This window comes from Vampirovibrionales bacterium, assembly GCA_016712355.1.
In the GTDB taxonomy this organism is placed as follows: Bacteria; Cyanobacteriota; Vampirovibrionia; order Vampirovibrionales; family Vampirovibrionaceae; genus JADJRF01.
The window spans coordinates 254165-267617 of record JADJRF010000005.1; the positions used below are offsets into that span (position 1 = coordinate 254165).

Genomic DNA, 13453 nt, shown 5'->3' on the forward strand with positions numbered 1-13453 from the left:
CAATCTTTTCAATTCGCGGCGCGCGCGGGCCATGGCAACGCAGGCATCGCAACGCCAATCGCCGCGCCCCTACGCATTCAGGGGCCCTCTGCAAGGCCCCTGAATTGAGTATGTCTAATCGCAATACGCGAGGCGTTACGTCGTCTTAATGACCGGCACGCCCAGCCCCAGGTTGACAGCCACGTCACTGGCGATCAGCGCCACGTTCAAATCGTTCACGCCGGGGAACTCTGCTTTGACCTGCGCCCCGAAGCGGGCCATGGTCTCGGGCGAGGGGAGGCCGGCAAGTCCACGGGCCACGCGTTCTTCCACGATGCGTTGCTGCGCGGCTTTCGACGCGCCCGCCATCGCGTCGAACACAACGGACGGATCCTGAAAATTGGTCTGCGGCGTATACGGCTCTGCCGCCGGAGGCGCGTCTGAAGCGCCGGCGGCAGGTTTACGCCTGGCGTCGTCGCCGACCGGGGCCGTTTTGCCAAACTGGATAAAGGGGTTGGGGTTGTTAACGTCTTTCATGATGAACCTCTCCCTCGTAATGGTGGGGCGACAAACGTATCGACCGCTCGCCGGGAACCTTGAGCCCGTAACTAAATCCTAACATTGTGTTTTTGATTATAAGCATTGTTTTGGGACATGCCAGCCTCCGGCAGATGAAGTTTTTATGAAGAAAACCGATCGCTCACGCGCCGCAGCCGTTAGCGAAACAGCGCCGAAATGGCTTCATCGGCCTGAAAGACGCACTTGTTGTAACGATACACCGTCAGCGGAGCGGCCGGGTTCTGGGCCATCTGGCGAATGACAATCTCAGGCGCGCCGTCCTCGTCGAGGTCTTCAAAGATATAGGGGGCGGCTGTCGTCTGGAAATCGACCAGCGGGCGCCCGGCCTCGTCGAGAATCACGGCGCGGTAGCGATGCTCGACATCGGCGAGGAAGAAGTGCGCCGTCATCGTCTGTCCGTGACCATCCAGCGGCAGCGTCAGCGAGCGAAACAGCCGCGAGAAATCCAGCGGCGCGCTCAGCGCCGGGTAGACGCAGGCCGGCTCCGGATCCAGATTGGACGCCTCGCCCGCAATGCCGGAAGGAGACGCTTCAGCGTCCTCGCCGTCTTGCGCGGGATCAATAGGGGAAGGCAGCACCCCGTAAGGAAGATAGTTCTGGGTAAAGTCGGTTTGCGCGTAGTCGGTATAGGCAGCAATAGGGCGCAGTCGGTCGATAACGGCGCGAAACGCAGGCCAGAATCCAGGCATATGCGCCTCTGCGTCGCGGTTTACGGCGTCAGTAAGCTTATAGGCCACATCCTGTTTGCGCGGCGTGAGCTGATCGGGCGCGCCATGTTCTTGATTCAACTCGATTTCCGCCTGCGCCATGGCGTAGGCCAGGCTCGTGAACTGGTTTTTGAGTTGATCATTGGCTTTTCGCAGGAAAAACAGCCCGGTTTTGTTGCCATCGAGCAGCACTTCGCCGTAGCCGGAATCAAAAAAGCGAAAGACATCGTCTGGAATCTCTTTGTGACGGGCTTCCAGAGCCGCCAGCAAGGCGATGCGCTCTTCCGGCGAGAGTTGCTGCGCCGCGCGGCGAATCAGCTCCATATGCAGGGCGATGTTTCGCGAGGCGTCGATGGCGCTCACCACGTCGTTCGCCGCGACGAACTGCGACGGGAGGCTTTTGGCTTCCAGGTATCCGCTCAGATCAATCTCGACGCTTTTAAGCAGCGACAACGTCGGCGCAGGGGCGGCCGTATCCGACGTTTGCGTCTGGGCCAGAGCGCCCGCGCCCAGCCACGCGGCGAGACACAGGCCCGTCAGGAGAACGGGCGCAACAGCGGAAACAAGAGGGTGACGCATGTCAGAGCGCTCCTTAGCAGAGAGGCGCAGGGGCCAGAGAGGGATGACGGAAGTCGGAAGGCGGCGGGGTGACAGTCCAGCGAGGGCGTTTCTCTATCCTGTTTTAGCCTGTTCTCATGTATGGTTTCAGCCCGGCTGCGGCGCTGTGGAAACGCCGACCCGACGCGCGCCGCGAAGCGGACGGTCGCTTTCTATTGTAGCATCCCGCGCAAGAAGCTTAAGTCTTTCGAAAGGCTCGCATCAAAACACGATTAACTGTTTTTAAAATCATGAAAGCCACTAAAAAGTCGCCGGGGGTTATAACTGCACTATGGGACCGATGCCCTCTGTTTCCAAGTCAACTGTTGCGCATAAGCCAAGCGCCTTGCCTGTCGGCGCATGCAAAAATGGCTGGAGTGGTCCCGGTTGCGACGTACCGCCGCTCTATTCGCCGAATCAGAGCCCTGCGCCAGCGCCTTCCGGGCCACAGGTCTCCCTCTGGGACGACGTCGCCGCGCCGGTGTTAGCAAGCTTCTATCCGCCAACCGCCTTTGCTGAGGCGGGTCAAGAAGTTGAGCGCGTTTGGCGCGAGCGCGACGTGAACGGCGGCATGCTCGACACCGCCATGATGGTAGGGTCTGCTGCTGCAGGCGGGATCGTCAACAAGAAAGCGAATGCGCTGAAGAAGGCAGGCAGCGAATTTCTTACATGGGTATGGGGAAAAGAAAAGCCCCTTCAGGAGAAACTAGCAAAAACGAGGGCTGCAACAGCCAGCCGACCTATTGAAAAAGCGAGCGATTCTGCGGAATTGCCTAACCCGTCTATTCTTCCCAAGATCAATACGCTCACGTTTAACTATAGATGCCCGAAAATCAGAAAAATATCCGAAGAGGCTTATAAGAGCTACAGAAATGAGATTAAGGCCATGCTGGAGCATTTCGAACAGGGCGCTATCCTCGCCGCAGGCGCTGATAAAATAGAAAATCTTAAAGGGGTTTTTGAGTTGCGTCATGTCTGCGGCGCACGAGTCTTTCTCACCCGCACGGGAGAGAAAACTTATGACGTCCTCGCGATGATGCCTAAGGGCAAACAAAAACAGGTCATCGCTCTTCTCAGGCCTTACTACCCGAGTTAAGACACATTTAGTCAGGGCTTTGTTTTGATGGTGTTATTCAGGGTCGTTTCACGCACCAATGAGTATGGACCTTTCAGATGCACGCCCGCTTTTCTTCTCACGCCCAGCTTCTCGCGTTTCCCATCGATCATTATCAGGGAAAGTTAGCGACTTCTGAGTTGCGCGCGTTCCACATTCCCGACCTAGGCGACCGAGACCCTGACAACCTGAATGTCGATGTGACTGTTGAGCTTTCTCGCGGTCGCCCTTATATTGCAACGTTCTTTACCGTTCAAAACGCGCAGGAGCTTATCAGGCTGGATCATCCGGCGTTGGGAAAACCTGCGTTACCGCCGGAGGGGCTGAGAGCCGTTGAAAGCGGGCAAAAGGTGTATGGGATCAATTCCCGCGACAAGAACGTTTTCATCCAAGAGATCACGCCCGATAACGTCAAGCGGGCGATTTATCAAATCATTCAGGATGGGCTTTTCTTTCAGGCCTTTGAGCCGTGCGCTCTCGGCTGAAGCGCCCTCCTACAGCCGAATATGAAAAGCGTAGGCGACAGATGCGCCCCAGAAGCCGCCGACGAGCACTTCCATCGGCGTGTGGCCCAGCAGTTCGCGTAAACGGCCGGGAATAAAGCCGGGACGGCTCTGGTATAAGTCGTCGGTCATCTTGTTGAGAATGCCCGCCATCTGGCCGGCCGCACGACGCACGCCCGCCGCGTCGTACATCACCACCATCGCCAAACCCAGCGCCACAGCGAACAGCGTGGAAGAAAAGCCCTCCACCAGACCGACGCTTAGCGCCAGCGCCGTCATACAGGCGCTGTGGCTGCTCGGCATTCCGCCCGTGTGAAAGAAAATGCGAAAATTCATCCGCCCGTGGGTGAGCTGGTACCACAAAATCTTGAAGAACTGGGCCGTAATGGTCGCCACAAAGGCGGCGAGCATCACTTCGAGCCCGGTTCCGGCAATGGGGGGATGGTTCAGAAGGGTCATATCAGTGGATTCTCTCAACCATAAACGTCGCCAAGGCTATCAGCGGCTGAACATCGGCGATAGGGGCGGCATTGAGCAGGGCGTGGGCCTCGTCCATCAGCGCGGCGGCTTTCTGGCGAGAGGCTGAGACGCCGTATAGCGCAGGATACGTGGCCTTGCGCTGGGCGGCATCCTTGCCGACCGTCTTGCCCATCGCCTGAGCAGACGACTCAACGTCGAGAATATCATCGACGATTTGAAACGCCAGCCCGAGACACTCGCCAAATCGGCTGAAGCGCGTAATCAGGGCGTCATCGCCCGCGGCCAGTCGCGCGCCGCTGCGGGCGGCGAATCGAAACAGCGCGCCGGTCTTGTACGTGTGGATGTACTCCAGCGCATGGGCGTCAAACTCTCGGTTTTCGTAGTAAATATCGGCATATTGGCCATTCACCAGACCGCAAACGCTGCTGACGTCTGACAGATCGGCCGCCAGCGCGACAAGGATTTCCGGGGTAACCCGCGCGTTGAGAGGCGTATGACGCGTCATGACGCCAAAAGCCATCGCCAATAGGGCGTCGCCTGCCAGCACCGCCGTGGCTTCATCGAAGGCGCGATGCACCGTGGGCTGTCCCCGTCGGAGATCGTCGTTGTCCATACATGGCAAATCGTCGTGCACCAGGCTTTGCGCATGGACCATTTCGATGGCGCAGGCCGTGGGCAGGGCGTCTGCGTAAGCGCCGCCACAGGCGAGGCAGGTTTCCAGCGTCAGCGTGGGGCGGATTCGTTTGCCGGGAGCCAGCGCGGCATAGCGCATTGCTTCCCACAGGCGTTGCGGTCCGGGAATGGCGACGCCGTTAAAGGCGATAGGCTCTTGCGGCTGCAAATAGCGCGTTAAGGCCGCCTCCACCTGCGCCAGCGGTTCGCGAAAACGGGATTCGTAGGTGAGGGAATCGCAAGAAGGAGGCATCATGGGCCTATTATATCGGGGGAAAGACGCGCTTCAAGCGCCGCGCGTGAAGGTCGTCGCTAATCGTTGGCGTCGGCGCGCGCCGGCGGCTCGGGCTGGGCGGGGACAGGGCCGCCGCCGGGAATCGGCGGGCCGATCAGCTCGGGCTTGCGAGCGCCGGGGGGCTGAGAACCGGGCGCATAGCGATTTTCGAAGGTGCGATACACGTTTTCGGCGCGGTCGGCGGCTTGGGGATCGGCATCGAGTTCTGGCAGCGGCGGCGTCACCACCGGACGCGGGCGCGGCGGGTTGAGATTCAGCACCATGTCGCGACGCTTCACCAGCGATCCGGCATGCGGCTGGGGGAACTCCGTGGCGACAATGGTTCGCGCCCGGTAATATTCCTGCGCAAAAGCGTGCCATACTTTGGCGGCGTTGGAGCTGAAGACGCCATTCAGGGGGACGTAGCGCTCGTTGCCCATCCAGACTGTGGCGACCATGTCGGGCGTGTAGCCGGTAAACCAGATGTCGCGGACCTGATCGGTCGTGCCGGTTTTTCCTGCGACCTGGCGGTTTTCGAGAATGGCGCTCTTGCCCGTGCCCTTCTCAACGGCATCCACCAGAATCGAGTTGAGCATGGCGACGGCATTGGGGTCGAATACCTGCTGCGCAGCGGGTTTATCGATATACAGCGCCTTGCCCTGAACATTCTCGACGCGGCGAATGGCGCTCGGCGTCATACGGATGCCGCCGCGCGCAAACGTGCTGAAAGCCGTGGCCATTTCAATCGGCGCCATACCGGAAGAGCCCAGCAGGCTGGAGAAATTAGCGTCGATGGGAGACGTAATCCCCGCCAGTCGCGCGGTGGAGATGACTTCATCGATGCCCACCTGCATCCCGATTTGCACTGTGGGCGTATTGCGCGACAGCGTCAGCGCCCGGCGAATGTTCATCGCCCCCATAAAGCGCCCGTCCCAGTTTTTGGGACGCCACACGCCATAGCCCGTGTTAAAGCTGACCGGACGGTCTGAGATCGGCGTCTCGGGCGTAATCAGCCCCAGACGAAAGCCGGTGAGATACACAAAGGGTTTGAACTGCGACCCTGCGGCGCGTCGGGCCTGGGTCGCATTGTTAAACTGGCTTTTGTCGAAATCCACCCCGCCGACAATGGCCGGGATTTCTGCCGAAGCAACGTCGATGCACACCAGCGCCCCGTTGCTGACGTGCGTGCCGCGCGAGAGTGACTTGACATGCTCAGTGAGCGCCTTTTCTGCGGCGCCCTGCACCTGCGGGTCCAGCGCCGTGAAGACGCGCAGACCGCCGCGCCGCACGACATCCTCACCGTAGTCTTTTTCAAGCTCCTGAATGACGTAGGTGACGTAATACGGGTGTTTCGACGGCTTTGGCCGCTGGCTATTAAGCCGGATAGTCTCACGGGCCGCCGTATCACGCTGCTCAAGGGTGATATAGCCATATTCCACCATTTTATCGAGCACTTCGAGCTGGCGACGCTTGGCGGCTTCCGGGTAAGCAAACGGCGAGAGGCCTTCGGGCGCCTTGAGCAGCCCGGCCAGCAAAGCCGATTCGGCGATATCGAGATCCGCAGCCGCTTTGCGGAAATACCGGCGGGCGGCCTTCTCGATGCCATAGGCCTGATTACCCCAATACACCTGATTGAGGTACATCTCCATGATTTTGTTCTTGCTGTAGAACTTCTCGACCCGCATCGCCAGCAGCGCTTCGGCCAGCTTGCGGCTATACGTGCGATCGGGCGTTAAAAAGAGGTTTTTAACGAGCTGCTGGGTCACCGTACTGCCGCCTTGCACGTCGCCGCCGCGCAGGTTGGTCGTCATCGCGCGCAACGTGCCGCGCACATCGACGCCGTTGTGCTGATAGAAGCGGTTGTCTTCAATGGCCATCACGGCGTGCTGGATATTGGGCGAGATGTCGCGCAGCTTGACCACCACACGATCTTCATCGCCATGGATATTGGCGATGAGCGAGTTGTTGCGATCGAAAATCAGCGTGCTCTGATTGGGCTGGTAGGTTTCCAGCACCTTGATATCCGGCAGCGACGACGCGCCGTTGGCCAGCACCAGTCCCAGATTCACTGCCAGCAGGAACAGCGCAAACACAATGACGCCCAGCACGGTCAGCGTCACCATGCCGATCATTCGGCGCTGGACAATCTCCGACTTTCTCGGGACGTCGACAGGCAGTTCAAAGTCTCGTCTCAAAGCCTTTCCTTTGTTTTGAAGGGCGTCTCTCTCGTCGGTTTCAGCCTATTCAGCAAGAACCGCCGCAACAGGGGTGTCTTGCGCCATCACGATCCGGGAGAAGGCGGCCAATCGCAGATAATAGCGATTCAACGCGCTGAGCAGCGTCAGGCGATTGGCGCGTACGGTGGGATCGGGGTCGTTAACCAGGGCCTTCTCGAAAAAGCGATCGACGGCCGGGGCCAGCGTTTGCAGCGACGTGGCCAGCGCGTCATCGTCGCCCTGCCGGGCGTCGTCGTCGGCGGCAATCTGTCGGGCCACTTCATAGAGGGCCGACTCTTCAACGCACGAAAAGGCTTTGGGATTCACCTGATCGAGGGTGGCTTGCGGCTGATACGCAGCGCCCAGAATGCGGCTGATGCGATTGGCGGGCTCCAGCAGGGCCGTCAGCGCGGGTTCGTCTTTCAGCAGATGCGTCAGCCGGTCCAGGCGGGCCAGCGCCAGCGGCAGATTCTGCAGCGGAGGCGCGGCGTCGGCTACCGCGTCAATAAGGTCATAACGATAACCGCGATCGAGCAGAATCCCGCGCAAGCGCTGGGACAAAAACTGGTCAAAGCGATTCAGCGTCTCGGTCAGGCCCGCGTTCTCTTGCGGCAACTGGCGGTTCAGCAGGCCAAAGGCGCGCTCGACGCAGGCGAGTAAATCCAGCGAATGCCCGTTATACAGCAATGTGAGAATCAGGCCGTTGGCCATGCGGCGCAGTCCCAGCGGATCACGCGATCCCGTGGGCATCTTCACCTTTTCGCGGCTAAAGACCGCTGTCATCGTGTCGATTTTATCCGCCACGCTCAGCGGAACGCCCATCGGCGACACAGCCACCGCATCGCCATGAAAGCGCGGCAGATACTGCTCGCTCAACGCTTGCGACACCAGCGGATCTTCGCCTTGCAAGGCCGCATAACGCGCGCCCATCTCACCCTGAAGCTCGGTGAACTCGAAGACCATGGAGGTCGCCAAATCCGTTTTCGATAATAACGCCGCTCGCTTGACGAGAGCCATCGAAGCCGCATCGTATCCAAGATCCTGGGCCAGACTGGCGCTCAGCTCGACCAGACGATGCGTTTTATCGAGCAGCGAGCCCATACCCTTCTGGAAGGTCACGCCTTTGAGATCGTTCAGGCGATCTTCCAGCGGGCGCTTGAGGTCGTCTTCGTAGAAGAAGCGGGCGTCTTGCAAGCGGGCCTTGAGCACGCGTTCGTTGCCAGCGCGAATGTTATCAGCGGCTTGGGGGCGACCGTTAGAAACCGCCAGAAAGCGCGCCATCAGCTCGCCATCGGCGCGCTCGATCGGGAAATACTTTTGATGAGAGGCCATCACGGTGGTAATCACGGGTTTGGGAATAGCGAGAAAGGCCTCGTCGAAGCTTCCGGCGACAATGCTCGGCGATTCTACCAGCGTGGCGACCGTTTGCATTAAAGCGTCATATTCGGGGCCTTCGGGCAAGGCGCCACCTTGGGCCTGAGCGGATTCCGCCAGCAACGCGGCGATGCGCTCGCGCCGGGCGTCCTGATTCACGCATATCTGACCCTCTGTGGCCAGGACGTCTTCATACGCTGCGGCAGAAGGAATGGACAACGCGACGTCGCCGAGCATGCGAGACGCGCGCGAAAGGCGATCCGCCTGCACAGGACCAATCGCCAGCGGCGAAACGGCATCATCCCACAGCGAGACAATCCAGCGGATGGGACGGGCGAAGCGCACGTCGTAATCGCCCCAACGCATAAAGCGCGGCCCGGACAGGCCCAACACCAGCGGCGGCAGGATCTCCGCCAGCAGTTCGCGGGTGGGACGCCCCCCCTTAAACACGGTGGTCGCAAGACATTCTTCGCCCGCGAACATCTCGCGCTGAAGCTCGTTCATCGTCACGCCCTGCTTTGCGGCAAAGGCCTCGGCGGCGCGCGTGGGGTTGCCGTCGGCGTCAAAGGCGATGCGCGTGGGCGGGCCTTTAACGGCCTCTTCCACGCTGTTCTGGGTGTCGTGTAATCCATCTATCCTGAGAATCAGGCGGCGCGGCGTGACCGTTGTCCAGACGCGTTCAAAGTCGAGCGCATGCTGGGCCAGCGCCGCTTCAACCTGCGCCGCCAGCTCCTGAGGCGCGGTTTCCATGAAGGCGGGCGGCAATTCTTCCGTGCCGATTTCAAGCAGATAGTGATGACTCACGGGCGTTATCCTGTGACCGGGAACGATGGGCGAGCGCATCCACCCGCAAGCGCGGGAATAAACGAGCGCGCCTATTATCCGTCAGCCGCGCAGGTTCAGCAAGACCCGCCGGTTGCAATGGCGCAACGGCCCGAATACGCGCCAAGCGAGGGCTCATGTAACAAAATATTGCAGGGGCATTTCGCCAGACGCCACAACGATTTGATGAACGATGAACCTTGAAGACTATACAAAACGGTTATTATGGGGTTTGTTGATTAAATTCTTCCCTTCGCGCCCGCTTTCCCGGGAGTGACGAATGGTGGGGAGCCACAGAAGCGTCTGGGGATTTGGTAGGATAAGCGCAGGTTCAAAGGATAGAGTTCCAGAGAGCGCCTGCCGTTGATAGCAACTCAAAGGCGCATTGATAGAGAGAGCGTTTGCATGCTGCAAAGCCGCATGCGTAAAAGCCGGTCCGGCGCGTCGATTAAATGGGCGTCGCCGGGGCGAAAGGAATGGGCGTTGTGAAACACCTGAAGTTGTTGGCCCGCGTGTTTGATTTCTCCGCAGAACGCTATCTGCGCTCGGCAGGCGACTTGTTCGCCTTTGAGGGCGATTATGAAGCGGCACTGGCGATGATTGATAAAACGCTGGCTCTTTCGCCGCGCAATGAGCGCGCGCTGGTGTTGAAGGCCGACATCCTGTTCTGTCTTAACGATGATGCGGCGGCCTTGCGGCTGCTGAATCAGGCCATTGAGGCGCATCCGGACCGTCCTGAGGCTTATGCGTCAAAAGCGGGCGTTCTGGACGCGCTGGGAAAACCGCGTGAAGCCTTACAGTGCTGTGATCTGGCCCTGTCGCTCATCGGTCGGGCGCACGATTACTTACTGGCCCCGTTGCTGGACCAGAAGTTGAGTCTGTTGATTCAAATCCGGCGGCATCGTCAGGCGCTTCGTCTGTTGAATGAAGCCAGCAAACTGCTCAATGATGACGAGTACGGCTACCTTCAGATGTGCTACCGCAGCGCATTGACGCAAGCCTGTCGTCAGCGCCGGCGTCCGGCATCCGCAGCGTCGCATTTGGCGTTATGCCCGACGATTGCGCCCGAAGACTCTTCTCAAACCCTCCTGTAACTACCTACTATTATCTCCACTGGACACACCTTATGCCACGAGCCAAACCGCTCGTGGTTTTTTTTCGTCTTCGCCGTCTCGCTCGTTTGGCATCCCGGATCGTAAAAGCCCCCCGTCTTGCAACGAAGGGCTTTTAAACGTGTAGAGAGAACCGAGGGTCTCGCGCCTAGGAGACGCGGAACTCTTCGTAGACGTTACCGAGATTGGCCAGCGGTTTGCCGGCATTGTCGGCCAGCGGGGCCAGGCACACGGCGCGCTCTTTCAGCTGCGGATTGAGCGGATAGAGGCGCTCCATGAACGTGGGCTTAATGACTTCCCAATACACGCCCACAGCGATGCGGTCTTCGGGCGTGCGGATTTTGGTGAGCGCGGCGATTTCCTTGCGCTCCCATTCCGCAGCGTCTTTGGGGTTGTTCACCTTGCCGCAGTACCCTTCGGCTTCGATATCGTACACGCGCGGGGTTTGCGTGGCGCCGACGCCGATCGACTGGTCATACCATTCTTTGGTATGCAGGTCGTTATACGTGGGGCACGGTTGCAGGATATCCACAATGGCCATGCCAGGGTGCTGGATGGCGCGCTTGATGGTCTCCGTCAGGTGCTTTTTGTTGTAGGCGTAGCTGCGCGCCACAAACGTGTAGCCCGAGCAAATCGCCAGCGACAGCGGGTCAACGCGCTCCTGGACGTTGGGCACGGGCAGCGATTTGGTTTGCTGTCCATAGGCCAACGTGGGAGAGGCCTGGCCTTTGGTCAGACCGTAGACCTCATTGTTGTAGACGAGATAGGTCATATCCACGTTGCGCCGACCGGCGTTCATGAAGTGACCCGAGCCGATGCCGTAACCGTCGCCGTCGCCGCCGGTCACCACGACAGTGAGATCCGGGTTGGCAAGGGCCACGCCCAGGGCGAAGGGCACAGGGCGGCCGTGCAGGGTGTGGATGCCGTAGGTTTGCATCAGGTGGGGCGACTTGCTGGAGCAGCCGACGCCGCCGACCACCGCCACGCGGTGCTGCGGAATCTGAAGCTCAGCCAGCGCGCCTTGCAACGCGGCGACAATCCCGAAATCGCCGCAGCCGGGACACCAGTCGGACAGCAGATCCGACTTGTAATCGCGCGCGGTCAGGGGTTTGTTTTGAACATTAGTAGCCATAGTGCAGCACCACCTCTTTCACTTGCTGTTTCATCACGTCTCGCACCGCAGCCACGGCTTCGGTTTCCGAGACCGGGCGTCCCGTATATTTGAGGATCATGTGATCCATCGCGATGCCCGTTTCCATACGGATCAGCTTGGCGAGCTGACCGGTGTTGTTCATCTCGAAACCGACCTTGATTTTGGCGCGGTTGAGGATCTGACTGACGCCGTCCACGGGGAAAGGCACCATCAGGCGCAATTGCAGAACATTAACCGACAGGCCGTCGCTGTTGAGAATCGGCAGCGCGTCCAGCAGCGGTCCCAGCGTCGAGCCCCAGACAACCACCGTGCATTCGGCGTTTTCCGGGCCGTACAGCTTGAACTGCTTGTCTTGAGGAATGCCCTTGAGCGCCGTTTCCAGCTTTTTCTGGCGCTTTTGCATCATTTTGATGCGGTTTTCAGGGTCTTCCCAGATATGGCCGATTTCGCTGTGCTCGTCGCCGGCGTTCCAGTGAATACCGTGTTCCTGACCAACGAAGCTGCGCGGCGAGACGCCATCTTCGCTGAAGGCGTAACGCTTGAAGACGCCCTGATACTCCGGCTGCTGGGACAGGCGGGCCAGCTCTTCGTCGCTCACCAGCTTGCCGCGATTAATGACGAGTTTAGACTCGTCAAACGGGTGAATCGTCATGGTGTTGTTGGCCAGACACTTATCGGTCAGCATCAGGACGGGCATCTGGTACTGTTCGGCGTAGTTGAAGGCGTTGAAGGCGTCTTCAAAGTATTCCGCCATCGTACCGGGGGCCACGACGATCCGCTGCGGGGTCCCGTGAGAAATAAAGGCCGTAAACAACAGGTCGGCTTGCTCATGGCGCGTGGGCAGACCGGTTGCGGGCGTTCCGCGCTGGTAGTCGACAATGACCACCGGCACTTCATTCATTGAAGCCCAGCCGATGCCTTCAGCCATCAGGCCAAAGCCGGGGCAGGAAGTCGATGTCGCAGCGCGCACGCCGGTCAGCGCAGCGCCAACCGCCATACAGGCCGACGCGATTTCATCTTCGCACTGCACCACGTTCATACCGAATTCGGCAGCGATCGACTCCAGATAGACGCTCTCGTCGCTGGCGGGCGTAATCGGGTAATAGGTCTGGAATTTGCAGCCCGCTTTGACTTTACCCAACGCAACGGCGGAGGTGCCGCTCATCACGAGGCGTTCTGGATTGTCGGGGCGAGCCTCCAGGCGATACGGGAAGTTCGCGGCCACGCCGAGCTTTTCAATCGCTTCGTAGCCTTTTTCAACGGCGCGCATGTTCATGGGCACCAGCGCGGCCTTGCGATCCGTAAAGATGCCTTTCAGCGCGGCTTCGACGTATTGAGGATCGAATTTCACCATGGCCAGCGAGGCGCCGACGGCCAGGGTGTTTTTCATGATCATCACTTTGGCCAGCGGCTGATTGAGTTCCGCCGCCAATTCGTTGAGGAGTTCATCGTAAGGGATTGCGATGGCCGACACGCCATTTTGCAAGCCCAATTGCGCAGGATCCGTGACTTTGGGGTCGTAAATCAGCGCGCCGCCGGGCGTGATCGCGGGCGCATGCACCAGCGGGGCCGTCTTTTCGTAGGCGGTAAACAGGTGGATAGGGTCTACGTGCGAATTGATAAAGGTTTCGCTCACGCGGACGTTGGTATAACTGTGGCCGCCTTTAATAGTGGATTCGTACTCGCGCTTGCCGTAGCAGTACAGCCCGGCCAGCGCGCAGGCGCGCACGAACAGAATAGCGGACGAATCGACGCCGGTGCCTTGCGGCCCGCCGATCGTCCACGAGAAGTGGTTGACGGTTTCGGTATTGGTCATCGGTCAATGCCCTTCCAATTGGTGACGATTGAGGAAAGAACGGAGAAGCTCTCTG

General features: G+C 59.5%; 11 protein-coding genes. 3 read left to right on the top strand and 8 right to left on the bottom strand.

From position 1 onward, the window contains the following. Positions 1 to 135: 135 nt before the first annotated feature. Complete coding sequence (locus IPK79_02580) at positions 136 to 516, bottom strand: hypothetical protein (GenBank protein MBK8189312.1); 381 nt, start codon at positions 514 to 516, stop codon at positions 136 to 138. Between the two features lie 179 nt (positions 517 to 695). Continuing rightward, entirely contained in the window at positions 696 to 1844 is a 1149-nt protein-coding gene (locus tag IPK79_02585; GenBank protein MBK8189313.1) for a hypothetical protein, read from the bottom strand. Between the two features lie 310 nt (positions 1845 to 2154). On the opposite strand from IPK79_02585, the gene IPK79_02590 reads away from it, so the two are divergent. Then, a complete protein-coding gene (locus IPK79_02590) occupies positions 2155 to 2958 on the top strand; it encodes a hypothetical protein (GenBank protein MBK8189314.1) in 804 nt (267 codons plus the stop codon). Between the two features lie 77 nt (positions 2959 to 3035). Then, a complete protein-coding gene (locus IPK79_02595) occupies positions 3036 to 3461 on the top strand; it encodes a hypothetical protein (protein MBK8189315.1) in 426 nt (141 codons plus the stop codon). A 9-nt stretch (positions 3462 to 3470) separates the two neighbouring features. Here IPK79_02595 and IPK79_02600 read toward each other — a convergent pair whose 3' ends face one another. The 4 genes from IPK79_02600 to IPK79_02615 form a co-directional block, all read right to left on the bottom strand. Continuing rightward, positions 3471 to 3938 carry a divergent PAP2 family protein gene (locus tag IPK79_02600; GenBank protein ID MBK8189316.1) on the bottom strand — a complete coding sequence of 156 codons (468 nt, stop codon included), beginning with the start codon at positions 3936 to 3938 and terminating at the stop codon, positions 3471 to 3473. Between the two features lies 1 nt (position 3939). Continuing rightward, a complete protein-coding gene (locus tag IPK79_02605) occupies positions 3940 to 4887 on the bottom strand; it encodes a polyprenyl synthetase family protein (protein ID MBK8189317.1) in 948 nt (315 codons plus the stop codon). A gap of 56 nt (positions 4888 to 4943) precedes the next feature. Further along, complete coding sequence (locus IPK79_02610; protein ID MBK8189318.1) at positions 4944 to 7037, bottom strand: PBP1A family penicillin-binding protein; 2094 nt, start codon at positions 7035 to 7037, stop codon at positions 4944 to 4946. A 108-nt stretch (positions 7038 to 7145) separates the two neighbouring features. After that, the gene (locus IPK79_02615; GenBank protein ID MBK8189319.1) at positions 7146 to 9299 is read right to left on the bottom strand and encodes a glycine--tRNA ligase subunit beta; all 2154 of its coding nucleotides are present in this window, start codon (positions 9297 to 9299) and stop codon (positions 7146 to 7148) included. A gap of 494 nt (positions 9300 to 9793) precedes the next feature. On the opposite strand from IPK79_02615, the gene IPK79_02620 reads away from it, so the two are divergent. Next, on the top strand, positions 9794 to 10411 hold the full coding sequence (locus IPK79_02620; GenBank protein ID MBK8189320.1) for a tetratricopeptide repeat protein: 618 nt from the start codon (positions 9794 to 9796) through the stop codon (positions 10409 to 10411). Positions 10412 to 10577: 166 nt separating this feature from the next. Here IPK79_02620 and IPK79_02625 read toward each other — a convergent pair whose 3' ends face one another. After that, positions 10578 to 11561, bottom strand: a complete 984-nt coding sequence (locus IPK79_02625) for a 2-oxoacid:ferredoxin oxidoreductase subunit beta (protein MBK8189321.1) — start codon at positions 11559 to 11561, stop codon at positions 10578 to 10580. Beyond that, entirely contained in the window at positions 11551 to 13398 is a 1848-nt protein-coding gene (locus IPK79_02630) for a 2-oxoacid:acceptor oxidoreductase subunit alpha (protein ID MBK8189322.1), read from the bottom strand. The genes IPK79_02625 and IPK79_02630 overlap by 11 nt, the downstream gene beginning before the upstream one ends. Between the last annotated feature and the right edge of the window lie 55 nt (positions 13399 to 13453).